At 69.1% G+C, this 24,091-nt stretch carries 13 protein-coding genes; 7 read left to right on the forward strand and 6 right to left on the reverse strand.

The features are described 5' to 3' along the window. Positions 1–26: 26 nt before the first annotated feature. Positions 27–1,817: a metallophosphoesterase gene (locus tag SYV04_RS12830; protein ID WP_321546014.1), complete on the reverse strand. Its 1,791-nt coding sequence runs from the start codon at positions 1,815–1,817 to the stop codon at positions 27–29. Between the two features lie 208 nt (positions 1,818–2,025). After that, positions 2,026–2,913, reverse strand: a complete 888-nt coding sequence (locus SYV04_RS12835; protein WP_321546015.1) for a zinc metalloprotease — start codon at positions 2,911–2,913, stop codon at positions 2,026–2,028. 127 nt (positions 2,914–3,040) lie between these two features. On the opposite strand from SYV04_RS12835, the gene SYV04_RS12840 reads away from it, so the two are divergent. The 7 genes from SYV04_RS12840 to SYV04_RS12870 all read left to right on the forward strand — a co-directional run bounded on the left by SYV04_RS12840 (position 3,041) and on the right by SYV04_RS12870 (position 18,296). Further along, complete coding sequence (locus tag SYV04_RS12840; RefSeq protein WP_321546016.1) at positions 3,041–4,957, forward strand: ribonuclease R family protein; 1,917 nt, start codon at positions 3,041–3,043, stop codon at positions 4,955–4,957. Positions 4,958–5,186: 229 nt separating this feature from the next. Then, positions 5,187–8,198 carry a serine/threonine-protein kinase gene (locus SYV04_RS12845; RefSeq protein ID WP_321546017.1) on the forward strand — a complete coding sequence of 1,004 codons (3,012 nt, stop codon included), beginning with the start codon at positions 5,187–5,189 and terminating at the stop codon, positions 8,196–8,198. A 1-nt stretch (position 8,199) separates the two neighbouring features. Further along, the gene (locus tag SYV04_RS12850; RefSeq protein ID WP_321546018.1) at positions 8,200–9,219 is read left to right on the forward strand and encodes a hypothetical protein; all 1,020 of its coding nucleotides are present in this window, start codon (positions 8,200–8,202) and stop codon (positions 9,217–9,219) included. Positions 9,220–9,228: 9 nt separating this feature from the next. Beyond that, entirely contained in the window at positions 9,229–10,869 is a 1,641-nt protein-coding gene (locus SYV04_RS12855) for a DUF4215 domain-containing protein (protein WP_321546019.1), read from the forward strand. A 178-nt stretch (positions 10,870–11,047) separates the two neighbouring features. Next, complete coding sequence (locus SYV04_RS12860) at positions 11,048–14,161, forward strand: nSTAND1 domain-containing NTPase (RefSeq protein ID WP_321546020.1); 3,114 nt, start codon at positions 11,048–11,050, stop codon at positions 14,159–14,161. Positions 14,162–14,174: 13 nt separating this feature from the next. Continuing rightward, complete coding sequence (locus SYV04_RS12865; RefSeq protein ID WP_321546021.1) at positions 14,175–15,185, forward strand: hypothetical protein; 1,011 nt, start codon at positions 14,175–14,177, stop codon at positions 15,183–15,185. A gap of 6 nt (positions 15,186–15,191) precedes the next feature. Beyond that, positions 15,192–18,296: a DUF4215 domain-containing protein gene (locus tag SYV04_RS12870; RefSeq protein ID WP_321546022.1), complete on the forward strand. Its 3,105-nt coding sequence runs from the start codon at positions 15,192–15,194 to the stop codon at positions 18,294–18,296. 78 nt (positions 18,297–18,374) lie between these two features. On the opposite strand, the gene SYV04_RS12875 is transcribed toward SYV04_RS12870, so the two are convergent. Genes SYV04_RS12875 through SYV04_RS12890 form a run of 4 tightly spaced genes read right to left on the reverse strand, consistent with a single transcriptional unit; the run spans position 18,375 to position 24,032 of the window. Next, positions 18,375–19,739 (reverse strand): hypothetical protein, encoded by a 1,365-nt coding sequence (locus SYV04_RS12875; protein ID WP_321546023.1) that lies wholly within the window; start codon positions 19,737–19,739, stop codon positions 18,375–18,377. Further along, the gene (locus SYV04_RS12880; RefSeq protein ID WP_321546024.1) at positions 19,736–21,145 is read right to left on the reverse strand and encodes a DUF1501 domain-containing protein; all 1,410 of its coding nucleotides are present in this window, start codon (positions 21,143–21,145) and stop codon (positions 19,736–19,738) included. The genes SYV04_RS12875 and SYV04_RS12880 overlap by 4 nt, the downstream gene beginning before the upstream one ends. 19 nt (positions 21,146–21,164) lie before the next feature. Beyond that, positions 21,165–22,964, reverse strand: coding sequence for a hypothetical protein (locus tag SYV04_RS12885; RefSeq protein WP_321546025.1), 1,800 nt, complete (start codon positions 22,962–22,964; stop codon positions 21,165–21,167). Between the two features lie 30 nt (positions 22,965–22,994). Then, a complete protein-coding gene (locus SYV04_RS12890; RefSeq protein WP_321546026.1) occupies positions 22,995–24,032 on the reverse strand; it encodes a hypothetical protein in 1,038 nt (345 codons plus the stop codon). Positions 24,033–24,091 lie beyond the last annotated feature (59 nt).

Genomic DNA, 24,091 nt, shown 5'->3' on the forward strand with positions numbered 1-24,091 from the left:
GAGCCAGGGAGGCGCCGCGCGCCGGGTTACTGCTGGGACGGCTCGTCGTGGTCCGCCACGTCCTCCGCGCTGTCGGCGGGCGGCAGCTTCCGCTCGAAGCGCAGACCCGCGGGAGCGTGCGCCGGGTCATCCACCGGGCCCGGCGCCGTCTCCATCGACGCGGCCGACACCGGGTCCACCGCCGAGGCCGTCGGCAGCGTCTTGGTCAGCGTGAGGCTGTCCTTCACCACGCCGCTGGGATTGATGAACTTCGCGACCAGCGTGCCCCCGTTCACGTCCACGTCCAGGTAGCCCACGTCGGTGTTGTTGCGGTACGCCGTCCAGCTCGGCTGCGCGATGGGGAAGGTGCGCAGGGCCGCGCCGCCGCTGCCCACCACGATATAGGGAATGCCCTTCGTGCCCGAGGGCGCCACGGCATCCCCCTTCATCGCCTTGGAGCGCTCGTAGTTGTGGTCATGCCCCGTGAGCACCAGGTCCACGCCGTACTGCTCCAGGAGGGGGCCGAACTCGCGCCGCATCGTCAACTGCGAGCCGTGCGCGCCGCTGGACCAGGGCGGGTGATGGAAGAAGACCACCTTCCAGGGCCGGGTGGTGGCGGCCAGGTCCTGGGCCAGCCACGTCTTCTGCGGCGCCACCTTGCAGATGTCCAGCGTGCCCAGCACGGCGCAGGTGGAGTCCAGCGCCACGAAGTGGACCGGACCCCAGTCGAACGAATAGTAGCGCTCGGTCTTCGCCGGGTTGTTCGTCGGCAGGTAGAAGTTGTCCAGGTAGGGCTGACCGTAGCTCGTCACGTACTCGTGGTTGCCCAGGCTGGGGAAGATCGGCGTCTGGCGCAGCAGCGGCGCCATGGGGGTGAACATCCGGTCCTGGAACTCCTGCTCGGTTCCCGAGGAGTAGGCGTTGTCGCCCAACGCGAGCACGAAGTCCCCCGCCTTGCCCGGCTGCGAGAGCAGCTTCAGCACCTGCGCCTGCGTCGAGCCGCCCGTGCCGAAGTCTCCCATCGCCGTGAAGTGGACGTTCTTCGTGGTGGGGGCGCTCGCCGTGCGGAACTGCCGCACGCCCGTCACCGAGCCGCACGCCTCCACCACGTAGCTGTACGTCTGCCCCGGCAGCAGGTTGTCCAGCTTCACCGCGTGCCGCCAGCCCGCCGCCGTGGCCGTCGCCGTGCGGGACACGTCCGAGCCCGGCCCGAAGCGCACCAGGGGCGTACACGACACGCCGCTGCGGAACGCCACGATGGCGCTCGTGGTGCCCACGCTCTGCAGGTACGGCAGGCGCGGCAGCGCCGGCCCCGAGTCCGCCGGCGTCGGAACGCCGCACGCCCGCGCCTCGGTGATGGAGGCCCAGGTATTCACCGTGTTGCCGTTGACGGTGACTCGCACGTAGCGCGCCCGCCGCTCCGGGGTGAACGCGTACGTCTGCGCCTCCTTCGTCAGCGCGCTGTCACCCGCATACGCCTGGGTGAAGGTGGCGCCGTCCTCCGAGGTGGAGATGACGAAGTGGTTCTGGCGCGTGTTGCCCTCGTGCCACGCCACCGCCGCGCCCTTGAGCGTCTGCGCGGCGCCCAGGTCCATCTGGAGCCATGCACCCACGCCCGGACCGCTCCAGCGCGTCAACAGGTTGTCGTCCTGCGAATTGGCCGCCACGCTGCCGGCCCCATCGTCTCCGCTCGCGCGGGTCGTCGCCGTCGCCAACGGGGTGCAGCCGGTGACGGTGAGCGGCCCCGCGGCTTCCTGGATTTCCTCCTGGGGAGTGGGTTCGACGGGAGGCACCTCCGCGGAAGGCATCTCGCACGCCGAGGTGAGCAGCACTGCCATCAAGCCAGTCGCTATGAAGAAGGATTTGCGCATCGCGGCGCGGCAAACCTTGTTCGCGTTCCAACAATTTCCCCGGAGACCTGATGGCCCGTCCCTCTGCCAGGGCTGCACCCGAGTGGCCGAGCGGCGGACTGCCCGCAACGAGAGACGCCGAGGTGCTTGGAGCACCCCGGCGTCGGGACCTACGCGTGTGGACTTGGGGCGCGGCTTACTTGCCCGCGCGGTACGACGTCCACATGCCGTCCATGCGGGTGATCTGCCCCGCGCTGAACTGGTTCATGCAGCTGTCGTCGGTGTAGTCCATGAAGTTCTTGATGGGGTCCAGACCGGCAATGGTGGCGCAGGTGTCGCGGCCGGTGGGGCAACCGAAGGCCGCGGACTTCTCGGCCGGGGTGTCGCTCACGCCGTCGCCACCCGAGGCCTGCTTGGCGCAGCCGCCCTGGAACGTGTGGTACAGGCCCAGCCAGTGACCGACCTCGTGGGTGGCCGTGTCGCCCTCGTTGTACGGGACCGCGCTGCCGCCGGGCAGCGAGGTGTTGAGGATGACCACGCCGTCATCCTTCGGCCTGGAGGCGTAGCTGGAGGGGAAGGTCGCCCAGCCCAGCAGGCCGCCGCCCGGGCTGTTGAAGTACATGTTCAGGTCGTCCGCGGTGCCCTTGCGCAGCGCGGTCTTCATCGCCGTCTCGGCCGCGGTGCCCGGGCCCGCGGTGTACCAGCTGGAGTTGCTGGTGCGGTCCGTGGAGACCAGGCTGAACTTGAACGGCGTGCCCGCGTAGGCGTTGTTCAGCACGGTGATCTGGTTGGCGATCATCTGGTCGGAGATGGCGCCCGCCGTGCCGTTGGTAATCACATGCACGTAGACCGGAATGGTCACCGAGCCCACGCCCAGCGCCTGCGCGCTGCGAAGCTGGGACAGCGTCGCCTCGACCTCGGCCTGCTGCGCCTCGCTCAGATCCGCCGTCTGACAGCGTCCCCCGGCCTGAGCCTCCGGAGCGGGAGCCGGCTCGGCCTCCTTGCTCTCAGGGGCCGTACAGCCCACGAAGGCAAACAGCGCACCCGCCACCACACCGCTCTTCCAGTTGAAACGACGCGTCATTCCCGACTCCTAAGGAAACAGGGGGGGTCAAGGAATAATGGAAATGAGTAGGATAGGTCAACGCGCATTCTCATATATTTGGAATTTTCTACTCTCACAGTTATCTGGCTGGTAGGGTCTCGCGAGTATGTCTCAGCCCGCTTCCTCCCTAGGCGCTTCCTCCTCCCCACGTCCTGCGACCGGCCGGGTGGATGTCCATCCGCGAGGCTTCGGCTTTCTGGTGGTTCAGCCCCCGCCTTCCGGGGAAGTCCTGTCGGCCTTCATCCCTCCGCCGGAGCTGGCCTCGTTCCTGGCCGATGACGTGGTGACGGCCACGGTGAGCCAGGGCGCGGACGGCCGGTGGTCGGCCAGCGGGCTGTCGCTGCTCCAGCGCCCGCGCCAGGAGGTCTACGGCGAGGTGGTGCTGCGCAAGGGCGCCACCTACCTGCGCATCGACCGGGAGGTGGCCAGCTCTGACTGGCCGCTGGAGCCGGGCGGCGTGGAGGTGCAGCACGGGGACGCCGTGGTGGCGCGCGTGGCCGAGGGCAAGGTGGTGCTCACGCGCAAGCTGGAGCCCGGCGCGGACCGCTCCATCGAGCGCGTCATCGCCCGCCATGGCCTGCACCGGGACTTCCCCGCCGAGGTCCTCGAGGCGGCGCGCTCGGCGCGGGCCCTGCCCCATGAGACGGGCGCGCGGAGGGACTTGCGCGCGGTGCCCACCGTCACGGTGGATGCGCCCTCCACGCGTGACATCGACGACGCCATCTCCGTGCTGCCGGCGGGGGCGGACGGGGCGCTGCGCCTGCTGGTGTCCATCGCGGACGTGGCGCAGTTCGTCACCGAGGGCTCGGCGCTGGACGCGGCGGCGCGCGAGCGGGCCACCAGCGTGTACCTGGCGGGCCACGTGCTGCCCATGCTCCCCGAGGAGCTCTCCGCGCACTGGCTGAGCCTGGTGCCGAGCGAGGAGCGGCTGTGCCTCACGGTGGAGCTGCGCATCGACCCCGAGGGGCGCGTCACCGCGGCGGACGTGTACGAGAGCATCATCCGCTCCTGGGCGCGGCTGAACTATGACGAGGTGGCCGACTTCCTGGACAAGGGCATGGTGTCGGCGCCCATGGAGCCGGTGCGCGACGTCATGCCGTGGTTCCGCGCGGCCGCGGCGCGGCTGGAGGTGGCGCGGGCGGGGCGCGGCGGCATCGAGATGGCCCGCGAGGAAGCCCGCTTCACCTTCGACACCGAGACGGGCCAGGTGTCCGGCATCCAGAACGTGCGGCCCACCTCCGCGCACAAGATGATCGAGCGCTTCATGGTGGCCGCCAACGAGGCCATCGGAGAGTGGATGCTGGCCCGCGGCCTGCCGGGCCTGTTCCGCGTGCAGGACGAGCCGGATCCGCTGCGAGTAGCGGACCTGGCGGCGTTCGCGCACCACTCCGGCTTCGCGGCGGGCTTCGGCGGCCGGCTCACCCCGCTGGCGCTGGGGGCGTTCGATCGGCAGATCTCCGGATGTACCGCGGAGCCCGCCCTGCGCTCGGTGCTGCGGCGCTCGCTGGGCTCGGCGCGCTACACGGGGGTGCCTTCTGGACACTTCGGGTTGGCGGCGCGCTGGTACCTGCACTTCACCTCGCCCATCCGCCGGTACGCGGACCTGGTCGTACACCGCACGCTCAAGAAGTACCTGCGTGGCCACCGCGACTTCCTCAACCCCGACCCTGCCGTGGAGCAGCTCGCCACCCACATCAACACGCGCGCCCGCGCCGCCTCGCGCGCCGAGCAGGACCGCCACCGCGTGCTGGAGGCGCGGCTGATGGCCTCTCACGTGGGCAAGGTCTACGCCGCCCGCATCACCCGCGTGAAGCCCTTCGGCCTGCTGGTGCAGTTGGACGATTTGCTGGTCGAGGGCGTGGTGCCCACCGACTCGCTCAAGGGCGGCCCCTTCCAGCCCGACGCGCGAGAGACGTCCCTGGTGGGCCCCAAGCGCACCTTCACCATCGGCATGATGATCCAGCTGAAGGTGGTCTCCACCGACGAAGTGCTCGGCCGTATCGAGTTCTCAATCGTCGAGTAGGACCCTCGGGCGGGCCAACACAAGCCTGCCCTGGAGGATGAAGCCACTTCCGCCGCGTAACTTCGGACTTATCTAGGAATACTGCCTGTCCCCGAGTTCGCGGGGGACGCGGGTGGTTGGTGGCGAGCGTGGTGGGCTCGGAGAACCTCGGGGGGGTCCGAGGGGTCTCGACGCGCTCATCCAAGGACCCCGGTTCGTCCTCGCAGTCCAAGAAAACGAAACCGGAACCATGAACCAGAACGAAGCGGGTGCCGTGCTCCGGCCCCTCCCCGCCCCTGTGGCGGCAGGCGGAGCCTTGCGCCAGAACGAGGGCTCACGCCCGACCGCCAGCGGTACGCCTCCCCCCTTCTCCCCGCAGTCGACCTCGGTGTCCCGAGGCACCGCGGCCCCGCCCGCGCGTACCTCGGGCACGGGCAGGTCCTCCAGCTCCTCGCTGGGAGGAGGAAGTCTCGCGGAGTCCGCGCGAGTGCCCGCGCCCGGCACGCGCATCCACCAGTACGAGCTGATCCGCCAGTTGGGCAGCGGCGGCATGGGCACCGTGTTCCTGGCGCGCGACACGCGCCTGGGCCGCCGGGTGGCCATCAAGTTCCTGCACTCCACCAACCCGGAGGTGACTCAGCGCTTCCTGGTGGAGGCCCGCGCCACCGCGCGCTGCAGCCACGAGAACATCGTCATCATCTATGAGGTGGGCGAGTACGAGGGCAGCCCCTTCATGGTGCTCGAGTACCTGCAGGGCCAGCCGCTGAACAAGGCGGTGAGCGGCCAGCGCCTGCCGGCCACGCGCGCCGCGGAGCTGATGGTGCCGGTGGTGCGGGCCCTGGCCACCGCGCACGCGCACGGCATCGTCCACCGGGACCTCAAGCCCGAGAACATCCTCGTCACCGAGGCGGGCTCGCTCAAGGTGTTGGACTTTGGCATCGCCAAGGTGCTCCAGGCGCCCGAGCGCGCGGAGTCCACGAACGTGGTTCCCCTGCCCGCCCCCTCGGGTGCCGGCGCCCTGCCGGCCTCGGAGGGAGACGGGGAGACGCAGAGCCACCTCACGCGGGGTGGCGCCATCCTCGGCACGCTCTCGTACATGTCTCCGGAGCAGTGGCGTGGCAGCGAGGAGGTGGACTGCCGCACGGACATCTGGGCCGTGGGCATCATGCTGTTCCGGATGCTGGCGGGGAAACATCCGTTGGATCCGCTGCGCGGCCCGCAGCTGGCGGTGACCGCCTTCATGGATGAGCCCATGCCGCGCCTGCGCGACGTGGCGCCGGACGTGCCGCCCGCGCTGGCCGAGGTGGTGGACCGCTGCCTGCTCAAGCACAAGGCGCAGCGCTGGCCGGACGCGCTCGCGCTGTTGCGCGCGCTGGAGCCCTTCCTTCCCGGCCGCTACACCAGCGAGGTCCGCCTCGACGAGAGCCCCTACGCGGGCCTCTCCTCCTTCCAGGAGTCCGACGCCAACCGCTTCTTCGGCCGCTCGAAGGAGATCGCCGCCCTGGTGGGCCGGCTGAAGGACCGACCGCTGTTGGCGGTGGTGGGCCCCTCGGGCGCGGGCAAGTCCTCGTTCGTGCGCGCGGGCCTGGTGCCGGTGCTCAAGCGCTCCGGAGAGGCGTGGGAGGCGCATGTGGTGCGCCCGGGTCGCCAGCCGCTGGCGGCGCTGGCCCACCTGCTGACGCCCCTGGTGACTTCGTCCACCTCGCTGGCGGAGGACCTCAAGGAGCACAACCGGCTCATCGAGCGCATGCGGAAGGAGCCTGGCATCGTCGGCTCGGTGTTGCGCAGCCGCGCCCGCCGCGAGAAGCGCCGCATCCTGCTCTTCGTCGATCAGTTCGAGGAGCTCTACACCCAGGTGGCGGATGCCCAGGAGCGCCGGGCCTTCACCGCGTGCCTGTCGGGCATCGCCGATGACGCCACCTCGCCCATGCGCGTGGTGCTCTCCCTGCGCTCGGACTTCCTGGACCGGGTGCCCGAGGACGAGCGCTTCATGGCCGAGCTGAACCAGGGCCTGTTCTTCCTCACCACCCCGGGACGCGAGGGCCTGCGGGACGCGCTCGTGCAACCGGCGGAGAGGGCCGGCTACCGCTTCGAGTCACCGGAGCTGGTGGAGAGTATGCTCCAGCACCTCGCCGCGACGCAGGGGGCGCTGCCGCTGCTGCAATTCGCGGCCACCCAGCTCTGGGAGCAGCGAGACCCCACGCGCAAGCAGCTCACCCAGCGGAGCTACCTCGACATGGGCGGCATCGCAGGCGCGCTGGCCACGCACGCCGACAGCGTGCTCAACGGGCTGCCCTCCCAGGGGCAGCAGCTGGCGCGAACGGTGCTCCTGCGGCTGGTGACCCCGGAGCGGACGCGCGCCATCGTCTCCCTGGAGGAGCTGCGTGAGCTGTCCCGGGACAAGGGGGAGCTCCAGCAGGTGACGGACCAACTCGTCCAGGCGCGCCTGCTGGTGGTGCAGACCGGAGGCGGCGCCGTCGGGGGGACGGTGGAGCTCGTCCACGAGTCACTCATCAGCGGCTGGCCGACGCTGAAGCGCTGGCTGGACGAGGGCCAGGAGGACTCGGTCTTCCTGGAGCAACTGCGCACCGCCGCGCGCCAGTGGCAGAGCAACGACCAGGACTCAGACCTGCTGTGGCGCGGAGAGCTGGTGGAGGAGGCGCGCAGGTTCCAGCGCCGCTACGTAGGGGAACTTCCGAAGGCGCAGCAGGCGTTCCTGGAAGCCACCTTCGCCCAGGAGACCCAGGCCACGCGACGCAAGCGGGCGTTGGTGGTGGGCGCGATGGTGTTCCTGAGCCTGCTGTTGGCGGCCGCTGCGGTAGCGCTGGTGGTGCTCCAAAAAGCCACGAAGGAGGCGCGTGAAGCCGCGGAGGTGAAGGGCCGCGCCGAACAGGAAGCCCGGCAACATCTGGAGAAAGCCCAGGCCGAGAAGCGCGAGCGCCAGGAGGCGTATCGCAAGGTGGAGCAGACCAGCCAGGAGCTGGCCACCATCAACGCCAGGCTCCAGCGCATCAACGCCGATCTGGAGGAAGCCCTAGCGCAGGCCGAGCACGCGAAGCAGCGCGCCAAGGCCGCGCAGAAGCGAGCGAACAAGAACGCTCTCGCCGCCAAACGAAACGCTCTCGCCGCCAAGCGCGCGGAACAAGAAGCGCTTCGGGCCGCGAAGGAACTCCAGCTGGCGCGAGACAAGGACCAGAAGCGCATCGAAGAGCTGGAGAAGGAACTTGGCAGCATCATCCCGACGCTGTTCATGGGGCAATGACATGGAAAAGACCCGGACGGATGTCTTGCGTGTCCTTGTCCTCTTGATGGTGGCCTGGGTGGCGACCCCGGCTTTCTCTCAGCCGAGCACGGAGCTGGACGCTGGAAAGCAACCTCCATGGGCTCGCGATGTCCCGCGCGAGAGGCAGCTGCGCGCCGAGGCGCTGCTCCAGCAAGCCAATGCTCACTGGTTGGACTCCCGCTTCGTGGCGGCCGAGGCCAAGTACCGCGAAGCGCTGGGCCTCTGGGACCACCCCGTCACCCATTTCAACCTCTCGCAGATCCTCGCCACGCAGGGCCGGCACCTCGAGCTGCACAAGCACATCACCCAGGCCATGCGCTTCGGTGACGCCCCTCTTGGAAAAGAGAAGTTCAGTCGAGCCCAGTTCCTCAAGACGGTCGCCGAGCAGCAGTTGGGCCGCGTGGAGATCTCCTGCGACGTCTCCGACGCCTCGGTGTGGGTGGGAGAGAAGCGACTGCTCCAGTGTCCGGGCAAAGTCGAGGAGCTCATGCTCCCTGGTACCTACACCCTCAGCACGCGAAGGAAGGGCTACCCGGACAACGACAGGACACGCGCCCTGCTCGCCGGAAAGACGGTCTCCCTCCACATCACTCAGCTCTACGACGAGGAGGACTTCCACGTTCAACAAGGCCGGTGGCCCACCTGGAAGCCCTGGAGCGTCGTGGGCGCGGGCGTGCTCATGGCGGGAGGAGGTGGGCTGCTTCACCTTCAGGCGCGCAACAACTACCGGGCTTTCGACCAACGGGCCAGTCGATGTGGCCCGGAGGGATGTGACGCGGATCCCACGCTCGCCGGGAAGATCCGACGCGGCGACAACTTCCAGAAGCTCGCCATCGGCTCGTATGCCCTGGCCGGCGCCACCGCTGTCACCGGCGCGGTCCTCGTCCTCCTCAATCGGGAGAAGGCCGTCCTTCGCACTCCCGACGAACTCGATGGCGTGAACGTCTCGCTCACTGTCGGCAAGGCCGAGAGTGGCTTCCTGGCTACCTGGCGCTTCTGAGGTCCCCCCATGAACCATGAAACCGCGTGTGTGAAGCGGCACCCGTCCTCCCTGGTGCTGCTCCTGGTCGTGCTTGGCTCGTCGCTCCTGGCCTGCTTCGAGCCCAGTGGAGCTGTCTGCCCGCGCTCGGGCCGCATCTGCGCCGTGGCGTGCGCCGCCAACGGCGAGGTGTGCATCTCGGACTCGTGCGGAGACGGCGTCGTCCAGGCCGATAAAGGCGAGATCTGCGACGACGGCAACCTCGACTCCGACGACGCCTGTAGCAGTACCTGCAAGTCGGACGAGACCTGCGGCAACGGCGTCACGGACCGGTACAAGGGCGAGGCCTGCGATGACGGCAACCAGATCGACGGAGATGGGTGCAGCGCGGACTGCCGCTCCGGAGAGACCTGCGGCAACGGCTTCCTGGACTCGAGCGAGCAGTGTGACGACGGCAACACGAGCAGCGATGACGACTGCCTCAGCAACTGCTTGGTGGCTCTCTGCGGAGATGGTTTCGTCAACCTCAGGGGCTCGAGAAGAGAAGCGTGTGACTACGGTGACTCATCGACTGCTTGTAACCTCAATTGCACGCTCCCACGCTGCGGCGATGGCGTCGTGACCGCCAGCGCGGGCGAAGAATGTGACAACGGCACCCAGGAAAACTCCGCCACGTGCGACGTGGACTGCACCACTCCCTATTGTGGAGACGGGCGCATCAACCCCGCCCGTGGAGAGGATTGCGACGATGGCAATCCGAGCGACAGCGGCGCCTGCCTCAGCACCTGCAAGGTAGCGCGATGCGGAGATGGCTACGTCAACGCTGCATCCGAAGCCTGCGACGATGGAAATAACACCACGGAAACCCAGTGTCCTTACGGCGTTCAGTCCTGCAGCAATTTCTGCAACGCGGACTGCACGGCGCAACTGCCGCTCCGCGGGCCCTATTGCGGCGACAACAACCATGACCCTGGAGAGGCTTGCGACGATGGCAACAACGTCACCGAAAGACGGTGTCCTCCGGGTACCCTGGAGTGCCAACTCTGCAATGCAGACTGCTCGCAGCGCCTGAATCTCCAAGGCTCCGTCTGTGGCAATCGCATCGTGGAGGATGGAGAAGCTTGCGACGATGGCAACGCCGATTCTTGTGGTTCATGCAACGCGACTTGCACAGAAGCACGGAATCCGACCCACGCCCAGGGCCACATCCTCGCTATCGGCCCAGGCGGCCTGCATGATGGGGAAACCTTCTCCATCAGTGATGGGCTTCATCCGCCTGTTATTTTCGAGTTCGACAAAGACGGCAGCACATTTTCCGGGCATACGCCCGTAGACCTCTCTGGACTCGCGACCTACTTGGGCGTGGCGGATCGCATCATTGAAGCCATTGATACCCTCAATGGTTCACCCGATGATCCATCGGAAGAAGCCTCCCTCGCCATCTCCGCGGAGAGAGAGAGAAACAGCCCCAAGGTACTCCTTGAGCATCTCCACCCCGGTGGTTTCGGTAACCAACGCATCACGGAGTCCGTCGTGAACTCCATCTTCGACATCAAAGGGATGTCCGGGGGAATGCCGAACGACTGCCCGGAAAACATGGGGTGCAAGCAGGATGCGGACTGCGCGTTGGGGTTCGTGTGTGGCTCGAACTACCGGTGCAAGGACGACTGACCATCCACACTCCGAGGAGAGGGCCTGCCAGGTCGCTTGCTACCCAGGCTCTCTCCCTCTCCCTTCGGAATTTTAGCCGGGTCGTTCCCTTGCAGATCCAATGATGGCCGGGTGACACTTCCGCGCGCGTTACCGTGTATCGGTAAGCGACTGCCTCGGAAGGGATGTCACCGGAGCCATGAACAAGAGTCCAGCGGGCACCGAGAACGGCTTTCCTCAGCCTCCCACGGCGGGAAACCCCGGGCCCAACAATCTGGATGAGCGCACCCAGGCGGCGGACGTCGACGCCCTCTTCTCGCCCAACACCGCCAACCCTTCGCTGCGCTTCGACGCGGAGCACTCGCGCCCGCCCACCGGTGAGAACAGCCAGCACTCGGTGAGTCAGCACCCCTCCAGTCCGCCCTCGGGCAGTTCCTGGAGCCAGCACCCCTCGGGCAACTCCTGGAGCCAGCACCCCTCGGGCTCCACGAATCAGAATACGCAGAACGTCGCGCCCGGCACCCTGCCCGCCGTTGGCACCCGCATCCAGCACTACGAGCTCATCCGCCAGCTCGGCAGCGGCGGCATGGGCACCGTGTTCCTCGCCCGCGACACCCGGCTCGGCCGCCGCGTCGCCATCAAGTTCCTCCACTCCGACAACCCCGAGGTCACCAAGCGTTTCATCCTCGAGGCCCGCGCCACCGCGCGCTGCAGCCACGAGAACATCGTCATCATCTATGAGGTGGGCGAGCACAACGGCAGCCCCTTCATGGTGCTCGAGTACCTGCAGGGCCACCCCCTCAACAAGCTCATCTCCGGCCAGCGCGTGCCCGCCGCTCGCGCCGTGGAGATCATGGTCCCCGTGGTGCGCGCCCTCGCCACCGCGCACGAGCTGGGCATCGTCCACCGCGACCTCAAGCCCGACAACATCGTCGTCACCGACTCCGGCTCCATCAAGGTGCTCGACTTTGGCATCGCCAAGGTGCTCCAGGATCCCGAGCACCCGCCCGAGCAGGAGAGCGAGCTGTCCGCCAGCGCGCTCGCGGCCCAGGCATCGGCTGCCGGCGGCACCTCGGGCGAGGACCTGTCCAACCTCACCCGGCGCGGCGCCATCATGGGCACCATGCCGTACATGTCGCCCGAGCAATGGCGCGGCGGCAACAAGGTGGACCACCGCACCGACATCTGGGCCGTGGGCATCATGTTGTTCCGGATGATCACCGGGAAGCACCCGCTGGATCCGCTCCGCGGGCCGCAGCTCGTCGTCACCGCGCACCTCAACGAGCCCATGCCGCGCCTGCGCGACATGATGCCGGATGTACCCGCCGCGCTGGCCGACGTCGTCGATCGCTGCCTGCTCAAGCACAAGGATCAGCGCTGGCCGGACGCCGTCTCGCTGCTCAAGGCGCTGGAGCCCTTCCTCCCCGGCCGCTTCACCCGCGAGTTGCGCGTCGATGAGAGCCCCTATGCGGGCCTGTCCTCCTTCCAGGAGAACGACGCGGACCGCTTCTTCGGCCGCTCCAAGGAAATCGCCGCCCTGGTGCATCGCATCCAGAGCCAGCCGCTGGTGGCCGTGGTGGGCCCCTCCGGCGCCGGTAAGTCCTCGTTCGTTCGCGCCGGTCTGGTGCCGGTGCTCAAGCGCTCGGGCGTGGCCTGGGAGTCCATCGTCATCCGCCCCGGCCGCCACCCGCTGGCCGCCCTGGCCAGCATCGTCGGCCCCCTGGTGAACTCCTCGACGACCATCGAGCAGGACATCCAGGCCCAGCAGAAGCTCATCGACCGGCTCCACGCCGAGCCCGGCTACGTGGGCTCCGTTCTGCGCAGCCGCGCCCGCCGCGAGAAGCGCCGCATCCTGCTCTTCATCGACCAGTTCGAGGAGCTCTACACGCTGGTGCCCGACGCCAAGGAGCGCCGGGCCTTCACCGCGTGCCTGTCCGGCATCGCCGACGACGCCACCGCGCCCATGCGCGTGGTGCTCTCCATCCGCTCCGACTTCCTGGACCGAGTGCCCGAGGACGAGCGCTTCATGGCCGAGCTGAACTCGGGCCTGTTCTTCCTCAACACCCCGGGCCGCGAGGGCCTGCGAGACGCGCTCGTGCAGCCGGCGGAGATGGCCGGCTACCAGTTCGAGTCGCCCGCCATCGTGGACGACATGCTCCAGCACCTGGAGTCCACCCAGGGCGCGCTGCCGCTGCTCCAGTTCGCCGCCACCCAGCTCTGGGAGGGGCGCAACGCCACCCACAAGCTGCTCACCGTGGACCGCTACAACGCCATGGGCGGCATCGCCGGCGCCCTGGCCACCCACGCCGACAGCGTGCTCAACGAGCTGCCCTCCCAGGCGGGCCCCCTGGCGCGGCAGGTGCTCCTGCGGCTGGTGACGCCCGAGCGCACCCGCGCCATCGTCTCCATGGACGAGCTGCGTGAACTGACCAAGGACGGCAACGAGATCCAGCTGCTCATCGACTACCTCGTCCAGGCGCGCCTGTTGGTGGTGCAGACGGCGGGCGGCTCCACGGGCGCGCTCGTGGAGATCGTCCACGAGTCGCTCATCCACAGCTGGCCCACGCTGCGGCGCTGGCTGGACGAGGGCCAGGAGGACGCGGCCTTCATGGAGCAGCTGCGCAACGCCGCGCGCCAGTGGACCGCCAACGGCCAGGACAGCGATCTGCTCTGGCGGGGCGAGGTGGTGGAGGAGGCCCAGCGCTTCCAGCGCCGCTACCGAGGGGAGCTGCCCCAGCAGCAGCGCGCCTTCCTCGACGCCGTCTTCGCCCAGGCACAGAAGGCCACGCGCCGCAGGCGGGCGCTGCTCCTCGGCTCAACGGTGTTCCTGGTGGGCCTGGTGGCCGCCTCCGCCGTGGCGCTGGTGGTCATCCGCAACGCACAGCGCGAGGCCGAGCGCCAGGCGGTGGTGGCAAAGGTCTCCGCCAACCAGGCGCGCGGGGCCGAGGCCGTGGCGCGCAAGGCCGAGGCGCAGGCCAAGCAGCGTCTGGCCGAGGTGCAAGCCAAGGAGCTGGAGCGCCAGCGGGCCCAGCAGGAGGCCGAGACGGCCAACGCCCAGGTGGCCATCACCAACAGCGAGCTCCAGGGCAAGAACGAGGAGCTGATGCTGGCGCTGCGCCGCGCGAAGTTCGCCCAGTGGCGCGCCAAGAACGAGAAGAAGAACGCCGAGCAGAACGCGACGACCGCGCGCCAGGCCCAGCAGGACGCCATCCGCGCCGCGAAGCAGCTCCAGGACCTGCTCAGCCGCGAGCAGGAGCGCGTCCAGCGCCTGCAGTCGCAGCTGGGCAGCCCGATCATCGACGATTTGAAGTAGAGGGGACCCGAGGATGGTGAAGAGCAGGACCACGAGAGGCCTCTGGGCGGTGGCGCTGACGCTGGCGCTGTGGACCGCCCCCTCGGCCGCGCAGCAGGGCCCCGCGAGCGAGGAGCGCGCCTGGGCCAAGGGCGTTCCGCCCGAGTCACAGAAGCGCGCGCTGGAGCTGTTCCGGCAGGGCAACACCCTGCTCAAGGAGTCCGTCTTCGTGCGCGCCGTCGAGAAGTACCGCGAGGCGATCGCGCTGTGGGACCACCCCGCCATCCACTACAACCTCGCGCTGGCGCTCCTGAACCTGGACCAGCCCGTCGAGGTGCATGAGCACCTAGTGGCCTCCCTGCGCTACGGCGCCGCGCCCCTGGACTCCGAGAAGTTCGAGAACGCCAAGGCCTACAAGACGCTCATCGAGAAGCAGCTGTCCCGCGTGGACCTCAGCTGTGACACGCCCGGCGCCTCCGTCACCCTGGATGGACAGGTGCTCTTCGTCGGCCCCGGCCGCTACCAGGGCATGGTGCGCCCCGGTCAGCACACCCTGGTGGCCACCAAGGCGGGCTACGTGCCCACCGACATGAGCCGCACCCTGCTGCCCGGCGAGGCGGTGAAGCTCGAGCTGAAGGTGTACACCGCCGAGGAGCTCACCCGGTACCGCCGCCAGTGGTCCGCGTGGAAGCCCTGGGCGGTGCTCGGCGCCGGAGTGGCCCTGGCCGCGGGCGGCAGCGTGCTCCACATGCAGGCCCGCGACAGCTACCGCGAGTTCGACGTCGGCATCCTCAGCTGCGGCGGCTGCGTGCCCGAGCCGGCGCTCGCCGACAAGCGCTCCCGGGGTGACTCCCTGCAGAAGGTGGCCTTCGGCACCTACGCCGTGGGCGGTGCCGCGCTCGTCACCGGCGCGGTGCTCGTCTATGTCAACCGTGAGCAGTCCTACCGCATCACCCCCGGCGAGGCTTCGAAAGATCAGGAAGTGAGCGTCGCGCCCCTGCTCGGTAAGGGCGAGGGCGGCATGCTGGCGACCTTCCGCTTCTGAGGTGTTATGAGACGAGACACCCCCCGCTCCCACTTCCGCGGTCAGATTCCCCTGCTGGTGGTGGCGCTGCTGACCCTTCCGCTGCTCGCCTGCTTCGAGCCCGAGAGCGTCACCTGCCCCTCGGGGGTGGTGTGCCCTCCCGGGCAGTCCTGTGCCGCCAGCCAGTCGGTGTGCATCAAGGACGCCTGCGGCAACGGCCTCGTCGACAACGGCGAGGCATGTGACGACGGCAACCTGCAGGACCGCGACGGGTGTAGCGCCACCTGCGTCTCGAACGAGACGTGCGGCAACCGCGTGGTCGACACCACGCTCGGCGAGGTCTGCGACGACGGCAACACCAACGACGGCGACGGGTGCAGCTTCGACTGCCGCTCCACGGAGCTGTGCGGCAACAACATCATCGACCGCTCGGTGGGTGAGAAGTGTGACGACGGCAACCAGCGCTCCGGCGACGGGTGCAGCTCCGACTGCCAGTCGTCCGAGTTCTGCGGCAACCGCTACGTGGACACCGCCCGGGGTGAGAAGTGCGACGACGGCAACAACGACAGCGGCGATGGGTGCAGCGGTGACTGCCGCTCCGAGGAGGACTGCGGCAACCGCATCGTGGACACCGCCGCGGGCGAGAAGTGCGACGACGGCAACAACCTGAGCGGTGACGGGTGCGCCAGCGACTGCCTCTCGGACGAGTCGTGCGGCAACAACATCGTGGACACCGCCGCGGGCGAGCGGTGCGACGACGGCAACACGGCCGATGGCGACGGCTGCAGCTCCGACTGCCGCTCGGGCGAGGGCTGCGGCAACGGCCAGCGGGACCTCGAGGAGGAGTGCGACGACGGCAACACCAACAACGAGGACGACTGCCTGAACCTGTGCCTGTTCGCCCGGTGCGGTGACGGGGCCACGGACCGGCAGCCGCCGCGCGTCGAGGAGTGTGACACCGCGGGCGAGTCCGCCACCTGCAACGCCAACTGCACGCGGCGCCGCTGCGGCGATGGCGTCGTCAACAGCAGCGCTGGCGAGCAGTGCGACAACCTGGGAGGCGGCAGCACCGCGGACTGCGACGCGGACTGCACCATCGCCTTCTGCGGCGACGGCTTCACCAACGCCGCGCGCAACGAGCAGTGCGACACGCGGGGCAACTCGACCACCTGCGACTCCGACTGCACCCAGGCCCTGTGTGGCGACGGCTTCATCAACGCGGCGGCCAACGAGCAGTGCGACACCTCGGGCGAGTCGGTCTTCTGCGACTCCGACTGCACCCGCCCCAGCTGTGGTGACGGCGTGCAGAACCAGCAGGCGAACGAGCTGTGCGACGACGGCAACAGCAACAACAGCGACAACTGCCTCACCACCTGCCAGCCCAGCGCCTGCGGTGATGGCTTCATCGATGGGCAGGAGCCCGGCCTCGAGGCGTGCGATGACGGCAACACCGCCAGCGAGAGTGCCTGCCCCTACGGTACGCCCAACTGCTCCGCCTGCAACGCCACCTGCACCAGCTCGCTGACCCTCACCGGCGCCTACTGCGGCGACTCCGCCCAGAACGGCCCCGAGGCCTGCGACGACGGCAACACCGTCTCCGAGAACGCCTGCCCCTACGGCACGCGCAACTGCACGGGCTGCAACGCCTCCTGCACCGGCGTGCTGAACCTCACCGGCCCCTACTGCGGCGACAACCTCATGACGGACGCCGAGGCGTGCGACGACGGCAACACCACCACGGAGAACGCCTGCCCCTACGGCACGCCGAGCTGCGTGCGCTGCGATGCCACCTGCGGCGCCTCGCTGAACCTCACCGGCGCCTACTGCGGCGACTCGGCCCAGAACGGCCCCGAGGCCTGCGACGACGGCAACACCACCAATGAAACCTCGTGCCCCTACGGCACTCCCAACTGCTTCGGCTGCAACGCCACCTGCTCCGGCCTGTTGACCCTGGCCGGCCCCCACTGCGGTGACAACCTCATCACCAACGGCGAGGTGTGCGACGACGGCAACACGATCAGCGAGACCGCCTGCGCCTACGGCCTGCAGAGCTGCGTGCGCTGCAACGCCACCTGCACCGCCGAACTGCCCCTGACTGGCCCCTATTGCGGCGATGGCGCGCAGACGGACAGCGAGGCGTGTGACGACGGCAACACGGCCAATGAGACCTCGTGCGACTACGGCACGCCCAGCTGCACGGGCTGCAACGCCGCCTGCACCGCCGTGCTGCCCCTCACCGGCGCCTACTGCGGCGACAGCCTCGTCAGCAACGGCGAGGTCTGCGACGACGGCAACGCCATCACGGAGACCCAGTGCCCCTACGGCACGCCCAACTGCGTGCGCTGCAATGCCAACTGCAGCGTGCCCCTGCCCCTCTCCGGCCCCTTCTGCGGAGATGGCATCCCCAACGGCAGCGAGGTGTGTGACGACGGCAACACCGACGTCTGCGGCACCTGTACCTCCACGTGCTCGCGCATCCGGCTCGCGAAGGCCACCGGCAACATCACCTCCGTGGCGAAGTCGAGCCTCAGCGGCGAGACGTTCTCCCTCAGCGACGGCATCAACCCCACCGTCATCTTCGAGTTCGATGCCAACGGCTCGGTCTCCAACGGCCACGTCCGCGTCAACATCGCCCCCGTCAACACCGCCGCCGAGGTGGCGACGGTCATCGCCAGCGCCATCAACGGAGTGGGCACCAACCTGGAGCTCTCGGCTCAGTCCTCCGGCATCAACGTGACCCTCACGCATGACCGGTTCGGCTCGGTGGGCAACCAGCCCATCACCGAGACGGTCCGCGCCAGCGGCTTCGTGGTGACGGGAATGGCCAACGGCGGCGGCTTCGACTGCGGCGAGGGCATGGGCTGCACTCGCAACGAGGACTGCGACACCGAGTTCGTCTGTCGGCCGGACAAGACCTGCGGCCTCCCCCTGCCCCCGAGCGACGGCGGCGTGCCGGACCCGGACGGCGGCACCCCGGACGCTGGCGCTTCGGACGCGGGCACGGTGGACGCGGGCACCCCGGACGCGGGCTCGGAGGAGCCCGACGGTGGGACGACTCCGGAGGACGGAGGCACCTCCGACGGAGGCGAAACTTCGGAGGACGGGGGCGCCCTGAGGCGCTGGCGGAACTGAGCCCCGACCCGGGGCCCGTAGAGGTGGCGAGCCGCGGAGAGTGCCTCCGCGCTCAGCTCACCTCCCAGGCCCCGCGAACTACTCGACCTCGAGCGCGCCCGCGAGGATCCAGGTCTGGATGCTCTCGAGCTGGTCCGGCGGCAGCGTGCGGGTGCCGTCCAGCGGATCCACCGGCATGCGGCTGCCGACGATGCTGCCGTCGCCCGCGAGCTTGAGCCACAGGTAGCTCTGCTCCAGCCGACCCGGATCCACCAGCTTGAGGTTCGGGCTCTGCACCGAGGCGGCCCGCAAGCGCTGATAGGCATCCGAGGCGGTCAGGTCCAGGCCCATCTGCGCGTTGGAGCCACCGTGGCAGCCGCCACAGTTCGACTGGAGGATGGGCCACACGCGCTCACGCCACGTCACCCCCGCGCCCACCACGTTCAGCGCCTGCGGGTTGGCGGAGTACGAGCACCCCGCGTAGTCGATGGAGGACGAGAGGTTCCACTCGTTGGCGTTGGGGTCCAGGCCCTCGATGAAGCACATCAGCGCCAGCATGTCCGGCACCGACAGCGGCTGGTTGGCCAGCGGCATGCGCGAGCCTGGAATCCGCTCGCCCTGCATGTGCCCGCGCACGCGCGCCACCAGGTAGCTCTCCTCGGGCTTGCCCGGGTTGAGCAGCGGCGTGGACTTGCCCTCGCGCGCCCCGAAGGTGCCGTTGCGGTTCTGGTCTCCCTCGATGATGCCGATCGCCTGCAACGCCTCCACCGAGTCCCGCTGGTAGTCGCGCACCTCGCCGAACAGGTGCCGGCCGTCACCCAGCACCCACCAGCGCGTGTTGTAGTTGGCGACCGACAGCGTCTCCACGTTGTCCTGCGCGTTGATGAAGTTGCGCAGGAAGTTGGCCGTGCCCCAGTGCGCCCGGCCCTTGTCCAGCGGCACCGGGTCTCTCAGGTACAGGTGCAGGCCGGCGGCATCCGAGGGCGGCACCTCGTCGTCCTCGTATTCCACGTACGCGCCGAGGACGACCTCGTACCAGCCGATCTCTATCTCCCGAAAGGACTGCTCCTTGAGCTTGAAGCGATCCCCGAGCCGCTCGCACCGGTCATACACGGAGGCGTACGTGCCGGGCTGCAAGTTGCAGGGCGCGTTGATGGAGGCCGTGAAGGTGCCCGCGGTGTGCAGGTCCGGGTACTCCTTCTGGTTGTGGCACACGCCGTTGGTGGGGCCACAGGTGCGCAGCACCACCTTGCGCTGCAGGTCCAGGCCGGTGGGCAGGCGCGTCTGCGCCTCCAGCACCAGCGGGTCCGAGCCCGTGTACGGCGCCACCGTCGCCGGAGCGCCCGACGAGGGCCGCTGCGGCTCGAAGGGGATGGTGCCAGTCGTGCCCTCGTAGTCCTTCGAGGAGTCGCACCCCGACAGGAGCGCGACGGCGACCACAGAGGCGAGCGTAGAGCGCATCATGTGAAGATGTCCTGGATGGGGTTGTCGGCGGGGAAGACCGTGCTGTGGTCGGCGCCCAGCAGGTCCAGCATCGTCTTGAGCACCGAGCGGTAGGAGTACACCTGGCCCGTGCCCTTGAGGTCCGAGGAGCGCACCCCGCCCAGCATCTTGCCGCCCTTGCCCAGCGCGGAGATGACGCCGCCCATCATCGGCATGGACATCCACCGTGTGGCGAAGTCGCTGGAGTGGTCGCTGCCGTTGGCGGAGTTGAACCGGTTGCCGTTGCCAGTCCGGCCGAACTCGCTGCCCATCACCACCAGCGTCTTGTCCCAGTAGGAGCCGCCCTTGGGGTGCTGCATGCGCTTGAGCGCCGCGCGCAGGCCGCTCAGCAGGCGGTTGGCCTGGTCGATCTCCGCCGACAGGCCCTCCTCCTCGTTGGAGTGGAAGTCGTAGAAGCCCTGGTTGAGGAAGACGGCCGGGCAGCCGAAGTGGAACAGGCGCAGGGCGAGCGCGACGTTGCGGCCCACCCCGTCATCTCCAAACATGGACACCAGGTCCCGGTTGCTGATGCCGTCCGCCTCGTCGGGGGAGTTGGCGTTCACCCGAAGGAGGGGGTCACGGAAGATGCGGCCGTAGGCGCGCGTGGCCTCGCGCGTCTGCTGGTAGGCCTCCACGCTGTTGCGCAGCGCCGGGTGCAGCCGGTCTCGCAGGCGCATGTCCTGCTTGCCCGCGAGGGTGGTGGCCCACTCCGGCAGGTTCGAGTCCGGGTCGAAGCCGAACCGCTCGAAGCCGCCGCCGTCCAGCACCGGGGGCCGATAGCCCGCGTAGATGCCGGCGCCCAGCGTCATGCCCGCCTCGCCCAGACTGAAGGCCGGCAGCACCGTCCTGCCCTGGGCCGCCTCCTGCGCCACCTTCTCCCGCATGCCGTAGTTGAGGAAGGTCAGGAAGCTGGTGGTGCCACCCACGTAGCCGGTGAGGAAGCGCTCCAGCCCCGTGCCGTGGTTGCCGTCGGCGCGCGCGGAGAAGGGCTCGTGGTCCACGCACGGCAGCACGCAGATCTCATTGGTGAAGGCCGTCACCTTCTCCATGCCCAGGTCGACCCGGGCCGTGCCCTCCTCGCCCTCCAGCCAGCTGGCGCGCCCTATCAGCTCGCCCACGCCCCACTCCGTGCCCGGAGCGCGCTCGGACGAGCGGCCGAAGGGGTTGAACTCCTCGGCCACGTCCGCGTTGAAGGCGGTGGTGAAGCGGAAGCCGCCTCCCAGGCGGATGTAGATGAGGTGCTCCACACTGCCTCGCGGAGACGTCTGCGCGTAGGCGGTGCGCGGCAACCACAGGGTCGGGAAGCCCAGGGCGGCGGCACCCGCCCCCAGTCCCTTGAGCAACCCGCGGCGACCCAGCTTGTATGGCTTCTTCGTGTCGTCGGACATGGCCCGTGACTCCGTGGACTCAGTAGAAGAGACGCTCGGCGCCCGACAGCAGCGCGAAGCACAGGGGGCGGGCGAACTCCTCGGCGCCGCACCGGTCAACGGCGCACTTGGCGCCAGCTTCCCGCACGTCGGTCAGCTCCTCGCTCGTGGGCGAGCGTCCCAGCAGCACGCGGTACTGGTGCGAGCCGATCTGCGTGGCCAGCTCCGGCGTCAACACGCGGGCGGCCTCCACCCCCTCGGGCAACAACCGCTCGATGGGAGCGCCGTTGGCCTTCGGGTCCAGCGTGGGGTTGCAGAGGTCGCCCACGAAGGCCAGCTGCGTGCCGGTGGTGAGGATGCTCACCACGCGGAAGCGCCCACCCACGATGTTCTCCGGGCAGCCGCCCAGGGTGCGCGCCAGGTCCGCGTAGTCCTCTTCGATTTGCCCCTCGGCGTCGATCTTCCAGCGCGAGTTCTGCAGCACCCGGTAGGCCGCGACGCTGCCCGAGCGCAGCAGGTTCTCCGGCTGGCTGATGCGGTGGTCACACGTGGACATGGTGTAGCCGGTGTTGCGCATCATCGAGTCGATCCACACCTCGGCCTCCATCTGCTTCAGCGGCCCGTAGGCCCACCGGTACGAGGTGGTGGTGTTGCCCTCGGTGGACTGGAGGTAGGCGGCGGAGGTGAGCACCGCGTAATGCACGGAGCGGAGGTCGCCCTGGTGGTCCAGCAGCCAGCGCACCAGCTCGGCACGCACCTCGGGCACCTTCGCCGACAAGTCGTAGCCCAGGTACTGGTCCAGCACGTCATCCACCGCGCGCTCCCAGAAGGCCAGCTCGGTGGACAGCACGCGCCCCGGCGTCTGCATCAGCGCCCACTCGTCCGGCGTGAGCAGGCCGTTCCACAGTGTCAGCTCGTTGATCTGCCGGTCCATGACCGAGCGCAGGTCCGGGGTGAGCACCAGCTCGTTGTAGCCCCAGAGCACGCTGGTGCATTCGCCCTTCTTCACCTGATCCACCTCGCTGCCGTCCTCGGTGAGGCAGCGGAAGCGCACGTAGGCGTCCGGCATGCGCATGGCCATCTGCGGGTGGTCGTAGTAGCCCGAGTGCCACAGCCGGTAGAGCCGGGACATGTCCGCGCGCTCGTGCTCGAAGGGCGGCCGGCCCAGGAAGAGGCGGAAGAGCGCCTCCACCTTGTCGCCGGGGTCCGCGTGGCGGCGGGTGAGCACCGGGTGCGCGCTCACCACGGCGGCGAACTGGTCATACGGCACCTTGCCGCGGAAGAGCTTCTCCACCAGCAGGTCCATGTCGTAGATGGCCTGAATGTTCACCACTTCGTTGCTGTAGAGGTACTTGTCGGCGGCGCGGCGCTGGTTGACGAAGATGAAGTCGCTGCTGGCCATCAGCTGCTTCACCGTCTCGCCCCAGTTGCCCGTGCAGGTGGCCTCGGCCTCCTCGGCGGTGGGCACGCGCCCGGCCACATCCACGAAGAGCCGGCGGCAGGCCTCGGCGTGCTGAACGGGGCGGTGCGACAGGCCCACGCCCCACAGGCTGCGGCACAGGCCGCGGTTGACGGGGTTCCGCAGGTTGGCCGCGTCGCAGTACGCCACACAGGCCCCATCACAGTCCGGGGGCCGCGAGTCGTCGGGCGGCGGCACGTCGCGCGCCGCGGGCAGCGGGTCCTGGCCGCCGGCGAACTCGCCCGAGGTGATCGGCTCGCCATTGCCCACCATGCTGCCGGGGCCTACAGCCAGCTTCTCTGGGTTGAAGCCTGAGTCGCGCGTGCAGCCGACCAGCAACGCGACACAGGCGAGGAAGACCCGCGTGAGGGGACGGTTCATCCACGACTCCCGTGGTGAGGGGTGGTGCCCTTACAGGGCGAACTCAATACCGAGGGTGAGGCCCAGGCGCAGGCCAAAAGTGCTCCAGTCCTTGTTGAACTGGAGCCCATCGATTTCCTGGCTCGTGGAGAAGAGGAAGAGCTTCTCGAGCTGCGCGCCCAAGTCGGCGCGCAAGAGGATGCGCTCGCTCATCTGCCGACGCGCTCCCAGCGACAGCCCCAGCAGCCAGCCCACGCGCGGCACGTTCCACACGTCCACGCCCTGGTCCTGCAGCCGGTGGATCTCATCACTGAGCTGGCGGCCGGGGACGAGCAGCGACAGGCCACCGCGGATGCCGAACATGGCCTCCATCTTCTGCGCCACGGGCAGGCCGTATTCGCCGGAGATGAACGCCTGGTTGAGCAGGCCGAAGCCGAACGTCCGGTCTCCGCCCGCGCCGTAGTTGCCGAACAGGCGCACGCCGCCGCCGATGCGCGCGTTGTCGCTGGCGATGGGCGCCGGCACGCTGAGCGAGAGCGTGGCCGACAGGAAGCTGCCGCTGCTGTAGTCGAAAGACTCGTCCAGGCGCGAGGCGTTGATGGCCTGCTCGCCAGTCATCGTGGATCTCTCGGCGAAGAGGTCGAACCCCACGCCGATCCGCATCTTCGCCACCGAGGGCGGCGCGGAGGCAGGAGGCGTGGGCATGGGCCGATCAAGCGCGGAGGGCGCGGCGGAGGGACGCGCGGGAGCGGACTTCGCGGGGGCAGGGGCGGTCTTGCGCGCCAGCACGGTCGGCGCGGCGGCGGGCGGCTCGGCGGAGGCCTTCGCGGGCGAGACCGGCTCGTCAACGGCCTTCGCGGCGGGGGACGGCGTGGGCGCGGGCGGCTCGGCGGCGACCTTCTCGGGCGCGGAGGCCGACTCGGACGAAGCCTGCTCGGCAGCGGCCTTCTCAGCGGCGGCCTTCGCGGCAGCGGCCTTCGCGGCGGCGGCCTTCGAAGGAGCCTTCCGCGCGGGAGCCTTCCGCGCGGAGGCGGAACGGGCGGTGGCGGGGCGCGCGGAGGCAACACCCGCCGACAGCGCGAGCGTCACGAGAAGGAGCGCCTTCCAGGGAACACGAACAACGAGCAGAGAGCGCATGCGGGCACGCA

The organism is Hyalangium ruber, assembly GCF_034259325.1.
GTDB classification, from domain to species: Bacteria; Myxococcota; Myxococcia; order Myxococcales; family Myxococcaceae; genus Hyalangium_A; species Hyalangium_A rubrum.

Excerpts from the sequence above, each read along its gene's own strand:
- SYV04_RS12830 (WP_321546014.1), bottom strand. The coding sequence starts at position 1,817 with ATGGCAGTGCTGCTCACCTCGGCGTGCGAGATGCCTTCCGCGGAGGTG.
- SYV04_RS12835 (WP_321546015.1), bottom strand. The coding sequence starts at position 2,913 with ATGACGCGTCGTTTCAACTGGAAGAGCGGTGTGGTGGCGGGTGCGCTG.
- SYV04_RS12840 (WP_321546016.1), top strand. The coding sequence starts at position 3,041 with ATGTCTCAGCCCGCTTCCTCCCTAGGCGCTTCCTCCTCCCCACGTCCT.
- SYV04_RS12845 (WP_321546017.1), top strand. The coding sequence starts at position 5,187 with ATGAACCAGAACGAAGCGGGTGCCGTGCTCCGGCCCCTCCCCGCCCCT.
- SYV04_RS12850 (WP_321546018.1), top strand. The coding sequence starts at position 8,200 with ATGGAAAAGACCCGGACGGATGTCTTGCGTGTCCTTGTCCTCTTGATG.
- SYV04_RS12855 (WP_321546019.1), top strand. The coding sequence starts at position 9,229 with ATGAACCATGAAACCGCGTGTGTGAAGCGGCACCCGTCCTCCCTGGTG.
- SYV04_RS12860 (WP_321546020.1), top strand. The coding sequence starts at position 11,048 with ATGAACAAGAGTCCAGCGGGCACCGAGAACGGCTTTCCTCAGCCTCCC.
- SYV04_RS12865 (WP_321546021.1), top strand. The coding sequence starts at position 14,175 with ATGGTGAAGAGCAGGACCACGAGAGGCCTCTGGGCGGTGGCGCTGACG.
- SYV04_RS12870 (WP_321546022.1), top strand. The coding sequence starts at position 15,192 with ATGAGACGAGACACCCCCCGCTCCCACTTCCGCGGTCAGATTCCCCTG.
- SYV04_RS12875 (WP_321546023.1), bottom strand. The coding sequence starts at position 19,739 with ATGATGCGCTCTACGCTCGCCTCTGTGGTCGCCGTCGCGCTCCTGTCG.
- SYV04_RS12880 (WP_321546024.1), bottom strand. The coding sequence starts at position 21,145 with ATGTCCGACGACACGAAGAAGCCATACAAGCTGGGTCGCCGCGGGTTG.
- SYV04_RS12885 (WP_321546025.1), bottom strand. The coding sequence starts at position 22,964 with ATGAACCGTCCCCTCACGCGGGTCTTCCTCGCCTGTGTCGCGTTGCTG.